Consider the following 13,720-nt stretch of genomic DNA (forward strand, 5'->3'; position numbering starts at 1 on the left):
TATGGCACGCCTCGAACTATCCAACCTGCACGCAGAAGTAGCAGATGGCGACGAGAAGATCCTCGAGGGCGTCAACCTCGAGGTCAAGTCGGGCGAAATTCACGCCCTGATGGGACCGAACGGCTCCGGGAAGTCGACGACCGCGAAGGTCATCGCCGGCCACCCAGCCTACGAGGTTACCGAGGGCGAGGTCCTGCTCCACTTAGAGGAGGGCGAATTCGGTGACGAGATCGAGATCGACGACGACCAGCGCAGCTGGAACATCCTCGACCTCGAACCGAACGAGCGCGCCGCGCTCGGTATTTTCCTCGGCTTCCAGTATCCAGCCGAGATCGAGGGCGTCACAATGACGAACTTCCTCCGCACGGCGCTCAACGCCAAGATCGACGAGCGCGAAGAGCTCTTCGAGGACGAGGACGCCGACGAGGACGACGAGGAGGACGAAGGCTTCGAGACCTCGCCGATGGAAGGCCCAGCGGACGAGGGCGAAGTCGGCGTCGCCGAGTTCCAGCAGATCCTTCAGGAAAAGATGGAGGAACTCGACATGGACGAGCGCTTCGCACAGCGCTACCTCAACGCCGGTTTCTCCGGCGGTGAGAAGAAGCAGAACGAGGTCCTTCAGGCCGCAATCCTCGAGCCGTCGATCGCCGTCCTCGACGAGATCGACTCCGGGCTCGACATCGACCGCCTACAGGACGTCTCGAACGGGATCAACTCGCTTCGCGACGAACAGGGCACCGGTATTCTCCAGATCACCCACTACCAGCGCATCCTCGACTACGTCGAGCCGGACCACGTCCACGTCATGCTCGACGGCCAGATCGCAAAGAGCGGTGACGCCTCGCTCGCAGAGGAACTCGAGGACAAGGGCTACGACTGGGTTCGCGAAGAGGTCTACGGCACCGCGTAACCGGATTCGACTAGAACAACCGTAATAACGCCAGAGCCGTAAACACGACTACATACAAATCATGAGTTCCGAACAAGATCACCTCAAAGAAACCGACACCGAGGCGCGCTTCGAGTTCAAGAAGGAGCAAAACGCCGCCGTCAAGTCCGACAAGGGCCTGACCGAGGAGGTCATCCGCATGATCTCCGAGGACAAGGACGAGCCCGACTGGATGCTCGAGCGGCGTCTGCGCGCGCTCAAGCAGTACCAGAACATGCCGATGCCGACGGACTGGCCCGGGCAGCCGGATCTGACCGAGCTAGACGTCGAGGAAATCGTCCCCTACATCCGCCCGGACGTCGACAAGCGCGAAGGCGTCGACGACTGGACGGAGCTGCCAGACGAGATCAAGGACACCTTCGACAAGCTGGGCATTCCAGAAGCCGAGAAGAACGCCCTCTCGGGCGTCGGCGCCCAGTACGAGTCCGAAGTTGTCTACCAGAACATGCAGGACCAGTGGGAAGAGAAGGGTGTCATCTTCATGAACATGGACCGCGCGGTCCAGGAGCACCCTGAGCTCGTCAAGGAGCACTTCATGACGACCTGCGTCCCGGCAAGCGACAACAAGTTCGCTGCACTCCACGGTGCCGTCTGGTCCGGCGGCTCGTTCGTCTACGTCCCAGAGGGCGTCACCGTCGAGATGCCGGTCCAGGCGTACTTCCGCATGAACTCCGAGGGGATGGGCCAGTTCGAGCACACGCTCATCATCGCCGAGGAGGGCTCGGAAGTGCACTACATCGAGGGCTGTTCCGCACCGAAGTACGGTGCTCACAACCTCCACAGCGGCGGCGTGGAAGTCTTCGTCGAAGAAGACGCCCACGTTCAGTATTCGACCGTCCAGAACTGGTCGAAGAACACGTTCAACCTGAACACCAAGCGCGCCATCGTCGAGGAGAACGGGACGATGGAGTGGATTTCGGGCAGCATGGGCTCGAAGGCTACCATGCTCTACCCGTGTTCGATCCTCAAGGGTCGCGGCGCGACCGACACCCACATTACCATCGCATTCGCGGGCGAGGGCCAGGACATCGACACCGGCGCGAAGGTCTACCACAACGCGCCCGAGACGAGTTCGACCATCGAATCCAAGTCGATCTCGAAGGACGGCGGCCGCACCAACTACCGCGGTCTCGTCCACATCGCCGACGGTGCCGAGAATTCGAGCACAGCCGTCGAGTGTGACGCGCTGATGTTCGACAACGAGTCCACCTCGGACACCATGCCGTACATGGAAATCGAGGAGTCGAAAGTCGACGTCGCTCACGAGGCGACCGTCGGCAAGATCGGCGACGAGGACATCTTCTACCTCCAGAGCCGCGGTCTGGACGACGACGACGCCAAGAAGATGATCGTCGCCGGCTTCATCGAGCCGATCACGGAAGAACTGCCGATCGAGTACGCGGTCGAACTCAACCGCCTCATCGAACTCGAGATGGAGGGAAGCCTCGGATAATATGAGCGCAGCAACGCACACAGAGGTACACGCCAATCTGACGGACGAACAGGTACGCCAGATCTCCGACGAACTGGACGAACCCGAGTGGCTCCTCGAGACCCGTCTCGAGGCGCTCGACGCGCTCTCCGAACTCGACATGCCGGACGTCATCCGGACGCCGGGTCGCGACTGGACGAACCTCCACGAACTCGACTACGAGTCGCTCGTGGATCCGCTGAACGCGGCGGAGAACAAGGACCAGGTCGGTCCGGAAGAGGCCGAAGTCCTCGCCTGGAGCGAGGCCGTCGACGAGCACGAGGAGCTCTTGAAGGAGCACTTCGGCAGCGTCGTCGACCCCCAGGAGAACTACCTGACGGCGCTCTCGACGGCGCTGTTTAGCACCGGAACGGTCATCTACGTCCCAGAGGGCGTCGACGCCGAGGGCGTGACGATCCGAACCGAGCAGAACTCCCGCTCGCTGTTCAACTACACGCTTGTCGTCACCGAGGAATCGAGTTCGGTGACGATCCTCGAACGCCAGTCGACGGGCGAGGACAGCGAGGCGCTACGCGCCTCGGACAGTGCGAGCGGCGATGAGCCGCGAGCGGACGAACAGTACTACAGCGGCATCGTCGAGATCGTCGCCGGCGAAAACAGCAACGTCCAGTACGGCAGCCTCCAGAATCTCTCGGAGGAGGCCTACAACTTCACGCTCAAGCGTGGCGACGCCGATACGTACGCGACGATCGACTGGATCGAGGCCAACCTCGGTACGCAGCTGACGAAGTCCGGCGTCGAGACCGAACTCAACGGCGACGGCTCCGAGAGCCAGATCGTCGGCGCGTTCTACGGTCACAACGACCAGCACTTCGACATCGACGCGCGAGTCTGGCACCGCGCCGAGCACACGACGGCAGACCTCGTCACTCGCGGCGTCACCGACGACGTCGCCCGCTCGGTCTACGAGGGCGTTCAGGACGTCGGCCGCGACGCGTGGGACACCAGCTCCTACCAGCGTGAGAACACGCTGATGCTCAGCGACGAGAGCGAGGCCGACGCCTCGCCGAAGCTGATCATCAACAACCACGACACCGAGGCCTCCCACAGCGCCACGGTTGGCCAGATCGACCAGGAGGACCTCCTGTACATGACCTCGCGCGGCGTCCAGCCGCGTGACGCGCGCAACATGCTCGTCGAGGGGTTCTTCGTACCGGTACTCGAGGAGATTGCCGTCGACGAACTGCGCGACGACTTAGAAGAGCTGATCGCAGCGCGTCTTCGACAGCGCGACTAACGTTTAACGTCTCACGGCTGCTTGCGCGTTCGCGTTCGCGCTCGCGCTCGCGTTCTGCACCGGTCGCTTTTCATTTCTCATCTTGTGCGCCGCCCGAACAGTGGCAGCGACAGCCACGTCGAACTGATCGCGAGTATGAGCAGGAGCGAAAGCAACGAAAGCAAACGCAAGCAGAAGAGCCAGAGTAGGGACGATTAAGTAGCCGCGGCTCTGACGGCGTAGCATGAGCCTGGGACAGCGTGTCTCGACTGACCGTCAGCTCACGCGACTCCTCCAGATCGGGGTCGTGCTTGAGGAGGTCGTCGAGTCGCGTGCCGCCCACCACCTCGAGACGCTCCCCCCGGAAGAGCGGGATGCCGTCGACGAGGAGGTACGTGCGTTACTCGTCGATGCCGCCGAGGAGTCCGCCGACCACCGTGACCGCCTCGAGGACCTGATCGCAGATCTCGATGCGGAGACGGTCCCCTACGAGGAGATCAACGCGCTGGTCGACGCTCAGTACGGACCGCCGGAGGACACGGACGGCGTGCTCTACGACCAGCTCGCGAACGAGGAGACAGCCTACAAGTTCTACGACGATCTGATCGAGGCGATCGAGGCCTCGGACAGCGAGTTCGCCGTCGACCGGGAACGGCTCCTCGAGACGCTCAGAACGCTTCGCGAGGAGGAAAAGGAAGGTGCCGAGGAGGTAACCGAAATCATGGAGCGCAGAGCATGAGCAGAGCACGGACGGTCGTCGCCGACCGCTTCGGTGGACGGACCGAGACCAGCAGTGACGGAGGGACGCAATGAACACGGCAGACCAATATCTCAAGGCGATCTATCTCGCACAGCGGATCGAAGAGGGCCCCGCCTCGACCGGCACACTCGCGGACCTGCTCGAAGTTAGTCCGGCGAGCGTCAATGAAATGATCGGCAAACTCGAGGATCAGGGACTCGTCGAACACGAGAAGTACAAGGGCGCGACGCTGACTGATGAGGGACTCGAACGCGCCCACGACGCGCTCCAGACCTACTGCATCATCGAGCGGTTTCTCACCAACGTCCTCGAGGTCGAGGAGTTCCGCGACGAGGCACGCGCGTTGGAGAGCGTCATCGACGACACGGTCGCCGACCGTCTCGATACGATCATCGACCGGCCGGGCGAGTGTCCGGACTGCTTCGATCCCGAACTGGATCACTGCGAGCGACTCGAGAGTCCCGGCACTGGGACGCAGTGTGATTGAGCGCCAAGAGTTCGACCGTCTCACGGCCAGCGCGCCATCGGTCGCCGTCCCGGTCTCGTTACCGTGACTTCTCCTCCGGTTTCACTATCTTTGTCTCATCACCGAACTGAATGTATCGCCGGCCGACGAGCGCTGCGAACGCGAGCGCGAGCAGTACGACGACGACCGTTCCCAGCGAGAGCGACCAGGAGTCGCCCTCCCAGTCGGCGTCGAAGACGGCCGCGTAGTACGCTGCTGCCTCCGAGCCGTGCAGGGCGAGCATGACCTCTCGATTATTTTCGAAAGCGTTCTCGTTCCAGTTTGCGCTGCCGACGACGGCAACCTCGCGGTCGATAATCACGCCCTTGGCGTGAATCTTCTCGAATCGGTCGCTGTCGTCGACCAGTTGGATGTCGATCGAAAGGCCTTCCGACGCTGCGATGTGTTCGAGATCCGCTGCGAGCGCCTCGTTGTCGTCCTCGTGGTACCACGTCGAGTCGAGCAAGATCCGAACGTCGACGCCACGACGCGCCGCGTCGACCGTCTCCTCGAGTAGGGATAGACTTGGATCGATGCTGGCCTGTTTGACGAGAATCTCGTCGTCGGCGTCGGCGATGAGCGTCCGGAGTCGGGGCTCGGCGTTGTCCGGCGCGACCAGTAACTCAGCACTCGTCGTCGAGACACCTTCCGCATCGTGTTCCGTCGGATACGATGGCGAGACATCCGCAGCGATGCCGTCGTCGTCTTCGACGAACGAGGTGTCAGCCAGATACGCCTCGCCAGAAACGGTGTCCCAGCCATCGAAATCCGCCTCGAAAACGGCTGCCAGTTCGGTTGCAAGCGTTGGGTCCTCGAGTACCACGCCCCAGCCGCGACTCGACTCGCCACCGACGCCCGACGGTCCCCAGTTCTCGGTCGTCACGAGCACTGTGTCGTCTGCAACGGCGTACTTCGGATGGTGGAACCGGTACCGTGCGCCCTCGCCACCCGTCGCGCCGACGTCGACGTCGCTTTCGAGGAGGGACTCGAGTACCGGCTCGCTCGCGGCCGGCGTGCCGCCGACGGGGCTGGCTTCGATCAGGACGGTTACCTCGACGCCGCGGTCGGCTGCGGCGGCGAGTTCGTCCGCGATGTCGCTGGAGGTGATCGTGTAGCCGGCGAGTAGGAGTCGGTTCTCGGCTGAGCGGATCGTCTCGAGTGGGACGGCGGGCTCGTCGGGGAGGACGAACGCGGTGGCGGTCGAGACGTCGCTCTGTGTTGGTGGGACGCAGGTTGCGTCGTGGGGCCACCACTGGCCGTCGGCGGTGATTTCGGGATTGCTATCCGCCGCCGACCCCCGATACCACCGTTGTGCGAGCGGCGCGCGGTCGTACTCGACCGTGTCGACCGTGGTCGAGCCGTTCCGTAACTCGAGTACGTCGCCGTCAGCAGCGAACCGAATCGAACCGTCGAGTTCGAGGACGGGGTCGTCGGTCAGGTCTGTCGTTGCGTTCGGGGCCGTACTCAGTGCAGTCCGTCCCGAAACCGTCTCGTTGGGCAGCGTTGCAGTCGTGTGGCCGTCGGTGAGCGTCCAGGTACCGACGTGGGTTTCGGGCGGTGTCTCGAGGACGACGAACTCGCCGACGTTCTGGTCGGTAGTCGGGTTGGGTGCGACTTCGACGAGGCGAGGCTGTGTCGCGTCCTGTGTGGTCGGCGAGAGGCGGTCAACGGGGCAGGTGACGCTGTCAGTCGGAGACGCCGACGGAGGTGCGACTCCGGAGGGGGCCGGACCGGCTGCCAGCGGTGTCGCCGCAGAGGCCCCCCAGATCCCGACAGTGAGCCCACCGAGGAGGCTACACGCGAGGAGTGCACAGAGCGCGACCGCCCGTCCCGAACTACCGGACATCAGGGAGTCTGGATACGTATTCGTACTTAAACTACGGGACGAAGCGAAGCGGGCAGTGGCAAGTGTCCAGCGAGGTGCATGCGACACTCGAGTTCAGACGTATGCAAAATCAGGCGCAGCGGCGCAACGAAGTGGTGGTGGTGGTCGGGAGAACGCAGCCGGCTCAGGCGACGGGCTCGAGGTTCGCGTTCTCGGCTTCGGCCTGCACGAGATACGCTCGGTCGTCGTCGTACTCCGCGACGATCTCGAGTGCATCTGCCGTGCCGATCTGGTTGAGCGCCCAGGCGGCGCTCGCGCGAACGCGGTCTTCCTCGTCGTCTGCGAGCACATCCGCGAGCGGATCGATTGTGCGCGTGTCGCCGATCATCCCGAGCGCGCGGGCAGCCCAGCTACGGACGTCCGCGTCGTCGTCGGCGAGTTGTTGGGCGAGGGGCTCGACTGCGTCCTCAGCACCAAGTTCGCCAAGCGCGCGGAACGACGGCTTCTGGAGCGCCGGATTGGAGTCGACGTAGTCGACTAGCGCGTCGACGACTTCGTCGCTCGCGACGCCGATCTTGCCGAGGATGCTGATCGCGTGTTCGTCACGCCGGCCGGCCTTCTGGACCATCGTGTCGATCGCTTCCTCGGGACCCATGCGTTCGAGCGCCTCGAGACAGTGTTTCTCCATGAAGTCGGAGTCGAGGCTGTCGTAGGCGAGCAGGATCTGCTCGACGTTGCCGCGCTTCTCGTGGACCTTGAGGGCGTGCCACTCCGGCGGGAAGTCCTTGATGTGGTCGAGCACGTCATAGAAGCCCTCGCGGCGGAGCTGCTCGCGGACCTCGAGGTCGGTCCACTCGGTGGCGTCGTCGACCTCGCTCTCGAAGTCGTCGGTCGCCTCGAGGAGGCCGGCGATCGTCTCCGCATCGTCGTCCGCGTCGAGGCCGGCGTCCTCGACGGCTGCAGTCGCCTCGTCGAGCGCTTCGTCCAACGTTTCGGGGACGTTGCCCTCTTCGTCGCCTTTTTCTCCCAGTTCGGCGCCGCTTGCGGGTTCGAGGCCGGACGGGAGTTCGAGACTGGTGCCGAGCAGGTCGTTCACGTCCGCGAGGAAGGCGTCGGTCGCCTCGATCAGCTCTTCATCGCCCTCGAACGTCCAGCGGGTGCCCGTAATCGTCCCGCTGACGCCGTCGATCTCGCTGACGACGTCCTCGCCGTAGGGACCACGCTGGTCTTCCAGGTCGGACTCGAGATCCGAGAGGTCGCTCTCGATGTCGTCGTAGGTGTCCTGCAGTTCTTCCTCGCGCGCGGGTTCGTCGTCCTCGTCGTCTTCGTCCTCATCCGTCTCAGGCGGGTCCGGAATCTCGACGGACTCGAGTTCGGTCCGGAACTCGTCGAGGTCGGCTTCGACGACGTCGAGGTCGTCCTCGGTGTCCGCTGCCTCGAGGTCGCTCTCGAGTGCCTCGATGTCTGCAGCGAACGCTTCGAGGTCGGATTCGATGGCGTCGAGGTCGGCGGTTTGCTCTGGTTCCTGTTCGGCCTCCTCGTCCTGCGGTTCGTCGTCGCTCATACTCCCACCGTCCCTGTGGCGGGACGACGCCGAGACGTACCACTGTTCATACGCTACGGTCGTGTCAGGATCGTCCTAAGCGTTTCCATGCGTGGTCGTCGTCTGGGAGCCGCTGTCCTCGCGGTCGCGCCAGTAGAGCCACGGACTGAGCGTCATGTAGGCGATCCCGAGCGTCAAGAGCGCGTACGGGAACGTTCGGCCGGCGAAGTTCGGGATCAGGATCGCCAGGACGTGGACGACGCCCATAATGCCAGCGTCGCGCGCGAGCAGGTCGGGGTACGGAATGCGCGAGACCATCAGGTAACAGAACGCGCCCGTAATCGCGAGGACGAGCACGGGATCGGCGACCCCCGCGAGGATGGCTGCACCGAGGACGGTCGCGGCGAGCGTCGTCTGGACACCCTCCGTGTAGTCGTCGGCGGTGTCGTAGGCCGTGTACATGCCGAGACGGGCGACGGCCATCGCGACGAACAGCGCACAGATCGTCGACACGAGAAGCAACTCAGCGGAGACGGACTCGAGTGAGATGCCGAGGCCGTCGGTGACGACGACGAACGCGAGGGCTGCGGGGGCGACGGCGAAGGAGGCGACATCTGCGAGCGAGTCGAGGTAGGGACCAGTGTCGGTGCCGCCGTACCGCCGGGCTAAGAGTCCGTCGAGTCCGTCCGCGACGGCGGCGAGCAGGATGAGTCGGGCGGCGAGGTCGATGTCGACGAAGGCGACGACGACGGCGACGAACCCCAGGGCGGCATTAGCGATCGTCACCGCGTCGGCGATGCCGAGTCGCCCGACGAACCGGGGAAGCATATCGGCGAGTCGGCGGGCGTGTACCTTACGTGTTTTCGTTTCTCGACGCCAACTGTATGAGACCCGGGCGATGATGTTCGGCCCTGTGGGTGCCGTTTTCGGTGGTTCAGGCGTCGAACCGGACCGCCGAACCGGGGCGGTTATACCGCGACTCTCCCAAGGGGACGGTATGAACCGGCGCGTCTACCTCGCCGCCGTCGGCACCTCCCTCTCGGCCAGCCTCGCCGGCTGTAGTTCGGTTATGAGTGTCTTCGATGACCCGCCGTGCAGCGGCGACGAGTGCGACATCGGGATGACCCGCAACGCGTTCGTTCCGGTCGAGTACGAGACAACCGTCGGCGAGACGGTCGTCTGGAAGAACACGAGCGGTGCGGACCACACCGTGACGGCCCTCGAGAACAGCATTCCGGACGAGGCGGAATACTTCGCCACCGGCGGCTACGAGGACGAACGAACCGCTCGTGACGCCTGGCACGAGTACCGCGGCGGGCGGCTCGGTACGCGGGAAACGTACGAGCACACGTTCGAGGTCCCCGGTGAGTACACCTACATCTGTGAACCGCACGTCGAGGGCAACATGATTGGGACAGTTATCGTCCGCGAGTAGACTGCGGATTCAATCGGTTTCAACGGGTTTCGTGCGACGACCCGCCTGATTTTTCGCCCTGTTGTTTTCACATCGGGTAGTCTGTCTGTTGCCGTGTGAGACTGCTCTGTTCTGTCACCGATTACGGTCTGTGCACACAATATATTCTATGCTGATATACAAAATCCGATGCTCAATTGTCCGCCACCGCAGCCCCACAGCCAGCAGTCAACGCTGCTGATCGCAGTTTTCGGGCCTCAACAACGACCGACGGCGTGTGACTGCTTGCGAATCATCGCGACAGACTTTTCACTACCAGATGATACCACCTAGTTGTATGAGCGAGTTCGAACAGTTCAGCGACGTCGGCGAAGCGGACGTAACACGCGCAATCGGGCAGGAATGGACCGAGGAGTTCATGGACTTCTCGGATTCAGATGTCATCATCGTCGGGGGCGGTCCTTCAGGACTAACCGCCGCGAAGGAACTCTCCGAGCGCGGCGTCAAGACGATGGTCGTCGAGAAGAACAACTACCTCGGCGGCGGCTTCTGGCTCGGTGGCTTCCTGATGAACAAGATCACCGTGCGCGACCCCGCACAGCAGGTTCTCGACGAACTCGAGGTCTCCTACAAGCAGTCTCAGGACAGCGAGGGACTCTACGTCGCGAACGGGCCCGAAGCGTGTTCCGGGCTCATCAAGGCCGCCTGCGACGCCGGCGCGAAGATGCAGAACATGACCGAGTTCACGGACATCGTTATCCGCGAGGACCACAAGGTCTCCGGAATCGTGATGAACTGGACGCCAGTCCACGCGCTGCCCCGCGAAATTACGTGCGTCGACCCCATCGCCGTCGAGGCCGACCTCGTCATCGACGCGACGGGTCACGACGCGATGGCGATCACCAAACTCGACGAGCGCGGCGTCCTCGATGCACCTGGCGTTCAGGACGCCAGAGAGCGCGGAAAGGTCATGGACCAGACCGACGACGACACGTACGGCGCTCCCGGCCACGACTCGCCAGGCCACGACTCGATGTGGGTCGGCAAGTCCGAAGACGCCATCGTCGAACACACCGGTCTCGTCCACGAGGGCCTGATCGCGACCGGCATGGCGACCGCGACGACCTACGGCCTCCCGCGCATGGGCCCGACGTTCGGTGCTATGCTCGTCTCCGGCAAGCGCGCCGCCCAGGTCGCACTCGACGAACTCGAGGTCGACGCCGAGCCTGTCGAACTGACCTCCCGCGCTGCACCAGCAGACGACTAATCACCAGCGACTCCCCACAGTCACTCTCAGTCATGTTTTCGGTGGGTTCGCCCACCGGTTTTCGAATTCCGGAGCGACGGCTCCTGATCGCTCGACTGGCAGTGCAATCTGCGACGTGAGCCCGGGTGAGTGAGTTCGGGAGGACTCGAGTACAATCGCGTACAATCACGTCCGATCGCACCGACCAACAGAGCCATCCATCTTCACGGGGCAGTCACCACCAAGAACAGCCACAGGGACGACGAATCCACACTGTTTTCGACAGTGGGCCACAGGGTGGCGATATGAAGATTGTCGTCACCGGCGCGACCGGCGGTGTCGGAAGCTGGCTCGTGGACCATTTCGCGGCTGCGGGCCACGAGGTACTTGGCCTCGATCTCGATCGACCACCCAGAGAGCGCGAAAACGCCACGTTCCTGGCTGCCGACCTCACCGACCAGGGACAGGCGTGGGATGCAATTCTATCGTTCGATCCGGACGCCGTGGTCCACTTCGCGGCGATTCCGCGCGTGGGCATCGAACCGGATGCTGTAACGTTCCTGACGAACGTCACGAGCACGTACCACGTCATCGAGGCGGCCGGCCAGGCGGGTGCGGACGTGGTCTGGGCCTCGAGCGAGAGCATCTACGGCTCGGTGTTCGCGGCGGAGCCGTGGCTGCCCGAGTATCTCCCGATCGACGAGGATCACCCTCGCCGACCCGAGGACCCCTACGCAACCTCGAAACTCGTCGGCGAGGATATCGCAGCCATGACCGCTCGCAAGCACGACGTGGCGGTGACGTCGATCCGGCCGTCCTGGGTCACCTTCCCGGGAGAGCAGCAAACGGCAGCGGCCCGCGATCGGTTCGATCCCGAAACCGCCGAGCCGAACGGCAACTTCTGGACCTACGTCGACGTGCGCGACGTGGTCTCGATCGTGGACGCCGCACTCGAGAACGAAAGCAGTGGCCACGAAACCTACCTCGCAGTCGCCGCGGAGAACTTCCTGGACCGACCGACTGCCGAGACGATCGAGACCGTCTTTGGGGACCTGCCCGAGGAGTGTGCACTCGAGGGCGACGAGTCTGCGTTCTCGACGGCGAAGGCGCGAGCAGAGTTGGGATGGGAGCCTGCTCACTCCTGGCGAGATGCTGAAGACGAACCGGCGGATGGGCCGTCGTTCGTCGACGGGTAGTGGTGGTTAAAACGGGTAACGTGGGGAACGGCGTTAGAAGCCGTACTCGTCGGTCCTGTCGGCGTCGTTGCCAGTGTCACTGCCTCCTTGATCAGTTCGCTCATCCGAGCGAGTCGCGGGATCGGGCTCGTCGTCGTAGATATCGATGTGATGGACCGCACTCGGCGAGAGCAACCGGTTGCCCTCGAGTTCGAGCCAGCCGTTCGCGTGGACGACGATCGGGCCCTCGTAGAGCACATCGTCCGGATCGGCACTCTCGTAGACGATAACGTCCTGATACGCGTGGGTGAAGGGATTCGCGTCGTCGGGGACCACCGACTGACGCGAGACGGGCGGCGGGAACATGTCATCGGCACTGAGGCTGCGAGCCGGAATAAGCATGTGGGGTTCGGCCAGCACTGTAACCGTAACTGATTCACAGTGTGGTACAACTAGTGAATATATGGTCGATCAGATCGTTCTCTACCGCGCGCCGACGACCGTCGCCGACGTCGACGCCATCGGCGACTGGCTCGCTCCTCGCGTCGACGCAGCGGTCACAGTCCGGGACCGATTCCTCGATGTACACCACAGCGACGACGACGATGACCTCGCCGAACAGTTCGCCGCGGCGCGCGTGAAATCCCCCTACGACCGAGACACGGGCAATACGATGCTCGGTACGATCCGCTACGAGGAGCGGGCACTCGAGTCCCCCGAGCGCGCAGGCGGGGTACTTTACGACGGGGTGGGCGTCCAGCGGGCGCTGAACGGGGCGCTCCCGCCGGCAGAGCGCAATCTCGAGACGCTTCACGTGCCCGTGCTCGACCGCGTCCTCGGGACCTGGGGCGAGCACGACGGTCGCTGGCACAAGCGCGTGAACGTTCTCGGCCAGCCCGCGCTCGTGTCGGTGCCGGGGCTGTACGAAGCGCCGGCGAAGCCGGAGGCGTACTACAAGGAGAAACAGCGCCACGCGCTCCTGTCGGGGGACTCGCCGCCGCGGGAGGTACTCGAGAACCAGGTCGAGGGTGAGTTTCTGATCGAGGACGACCCGCGGACGACGGACGCGCTGAAGGGGTACGTGTTGCAGGCGGTGCACTACTTGCAGACGGGCGAGGCCTTCTGCGAGCGGGAGGGCTGTCGGCTGTTCAACGCACACTACCACGAGGATCTGATCGAAGCCCAGCTCAGAGAGCCAGCGTTCTGTGGTGACCACGCGCCATTGTACGAAACGACAGCCTCACACTGACCGTCTGCCGCTGGTTTCGGCATGCGAACAGGCGACAGGCGTCGCCGGAATCGACGTGTACTTTTGTCGGGCACCCCTTCAAACACACAATGAGTGAGAAGTTTACGACCGAGGTTCCCGTGCGATTTCGCGATCTCGATCCGCTGGATCACGTAAACAACGCGGTGCACGCGACCTATATCGAGACAGCGCGAACGGAGTACCTGGAGACGGTGCTCGACATCCCACAGGACGAGGTTTCCTTCGTTATTGCGAATCTCGAACTCACCTACGAGCGGCCGATCACGATCGACGACGAGCCGGTCGTCGCACTCGAGGTGACCGACCTCGGTGAGACCAGTTGTAC

14 protein-coding genes are annotated in these 13,720 nt (G+C 63.5%); 10 read left to right on the plus strand and 4 right to left on the minus strand.

Annotation, left to right across the window (positions count from 1 at the left end; genetic code table 11):
• Window position 1 precedes the first annotated feature (1 nt).
• The 5 genes from C483_RS15230 to C483_RS15255 all read left to right on the plus strand — a co-directional run bounded on the left by C483_RS15230 (window position 2) and on the right by C483_RS15255 (window position 4,904).
• Window positions 2–910, plus strand: a complete 909-nt coding sequence (locus tag C483_RS15230; RefSeq protein ID WP_006654256.1) for an ABC transporter ATP-binding protein — start codon at window positions 2–4, stop codon at window positions 908–910.
• Between the two features lie 61 nt (window positions 911–971).
• Window positions 972–2,402: a Fe-S cluster assembly protein SufB gene (gene sufB / locus C483_RS15235; protein WP_006654257.1), complete on the plus strand. Its 1,431-nt coding sequence runs from the start codon at window positions 972–974 to the stop codon at window positions 2,400–2,402.
• 1 nt (window position 2,403) lies between these two features.
• The gene (sufD, locus tag C483_RS15240; protein WP_006654258.1) at window positions 2,404–3,678 is read left to right on the plus strand and encodes a Fe-S cluster assembly protein SufD; all 1,275 of its coding nucleotides are present in this window, start codon (window positions 2,404–2,406) and stop codon (window positions 3,676–3,678) included.
• 223 nt (window positions 3,679–3,901) lie between these two features.
• A complete protein-coding gene (locus C483_RS15250; RefSeq protein WP_004215426.1) occupies window positions 3,902–4,396 on the plus strand; it encodes a hypothetical protein in 495 nt (164 codons plus the stop codon).
• Window positions 4,397–4,466: 70 nt separating this feature from the next.
• Window positions 4,467–4,904, plus strand: a complete 438-nt coding sequence (locus C483_RS15255) for a metal-dependent transcriptional regulator (RefSeq protein WP_006654260.1) — start codon at window positions 4,467–4,469, stop codon at window positions 4,902–4,904.
• 58 nt (window positions 4,905–4,962) lie between these two features.
• On the opposite strand, the gene C483_RS15260 is transcribed toward C483_RS15255, so the two are convergent.
• The 3 genes from C483_RS15260 to C483_RS15270 all read right to left on the minus strand — a co-directional run bounded on the left by C483_RS15260 (window position 4,963) and on the right by C483_RS15270 (window position 9,118).
• Entirely contained in the window at window positions 4,963–6,768 is a 1,806-nt protein-coding gene (locus C483_RS15260) for a phospholipase D-like domain-containing protein (RefSeq protein ID WP_006654261.1), read from the minus strand.
• A gap of 163 nt (window positions 6,769–6,931) precedes the next feature.
• Window positions 6,932–8,311: a HEAT repeat domain-containing protein gene (locus C483_RS15265; protein WP_006654262.1), complete on the minus strand. Its 1,380-nt coding sequence runs from the start codon at window positions 8,309–8,311 to the stop codon at window positions 6,932–6,934.
• Window positions 8,312–8,386: 75 nt separating this feature from the next.
• Complete coding sequence (locus C483_RS15270; protein WP_006654263.1) at window positions 8,387–9,118, minus strand: protein sorting system archaetidylserine synthase; 732 nt, start codon at window positions 9,116–9,118, stop codon at window positions 8,387–8,389.
• Window positions 9,119–9,287: 169 nt separating this feature from the next.
• Here C483_RS15270 and C483_RS15275 point away from each other — a divergent pair, with 169 nt between their 5' ends.
• The 3 genes from C483_RS15275 (at window position 9,288) to C483_RS15285 (ending at window position 12,146) form a co-directional block, all read left to right on the plus strand.
• A complete protein-coding gene (locus C483_RS15275; RefSeq protein ID WP_049912801.1) occupies window positions 9,288–9,725 on the plus strand; it encodes a cupredoxin domain-containing protein in 438 nt (145 codons plus the stop codon).
• A gap of 316 nt (window positions 9,726–10,041) precedes the next feature.
• Window positions 10,042–10,971, plus strand: coding sequence for a sulfide-dependent adenosine diphosphate thiazole synthase (locus C483_RS15280; protein ID WP_006654265.1), 930 nt, complete (start codon window positions 10,042–10,044; stop codon window positions 10,969–10,971).
• 284 nt (window positions 10,972–11,255) lie between these two features.
• Window positions 11,256–12,146 (plus strand): NAD-dependent epimerase/dehydratase family protein, encoded by an 891-nt coding sequence (locus C483_RS15285; protein WP_006654266.1) that lies wholly within the window; start codon window positions 11,256–11,258, stop codon window positions 12,144–12,146.
• A 33-nt stretch (window positions 12,147–12,179) separates the two neighbouring features.
• Here C483_RS15285 and C483_RS15290 read toward each other — a convergent pair whose 3' ends face one another.
• Window positions 12,180–12,491: a hypothetical protein gene (locus tag C483_RS15290; RefSeq protein ID WP_049912803.1), complete on the minus strand. Its 312-nt coding sequence runs from the start codon at window positions 12,489–12,491 to the stop codon at window positions 12,180–12,182.
• A 97-nt stretch (window positions 12,492–12,588) separates the two neighbouring features.
• Here C483_RS15290 and C483_RS15295 point away from each other — a divergent pair, with 97 nt between their 5' ends.
• A complete protein-coding gene (locus C483_RS15295) occupies window positions 12,589–13,374 on the plus strand; it encodes a DUF7001 family protein (RefSeq protein WP_006654268.1) in 786 nt (261 codons plus the stop codon).
• 89 nt (window positions 13,375–13,463) lie between these two features.
• Window positions 13,464–13,720 (plus strand): acyl-CoA thioesterase (locus C483_RS15300; RefSeq protein ID WP_006654269.1); only part of this gene is annotated, 257 nt, incomplete at its 3' end.

It is taken from the genome of Natrialba hulunbeirensis JCM 10989 (assembly GCF_000337575.1).
Taxonomy (GTDB): Archaea; Halobacteriota; Halobacteria; order Halobacteriales; family Natrialbaceae; genus Natrialba; species Natrialba hulunbeirensis.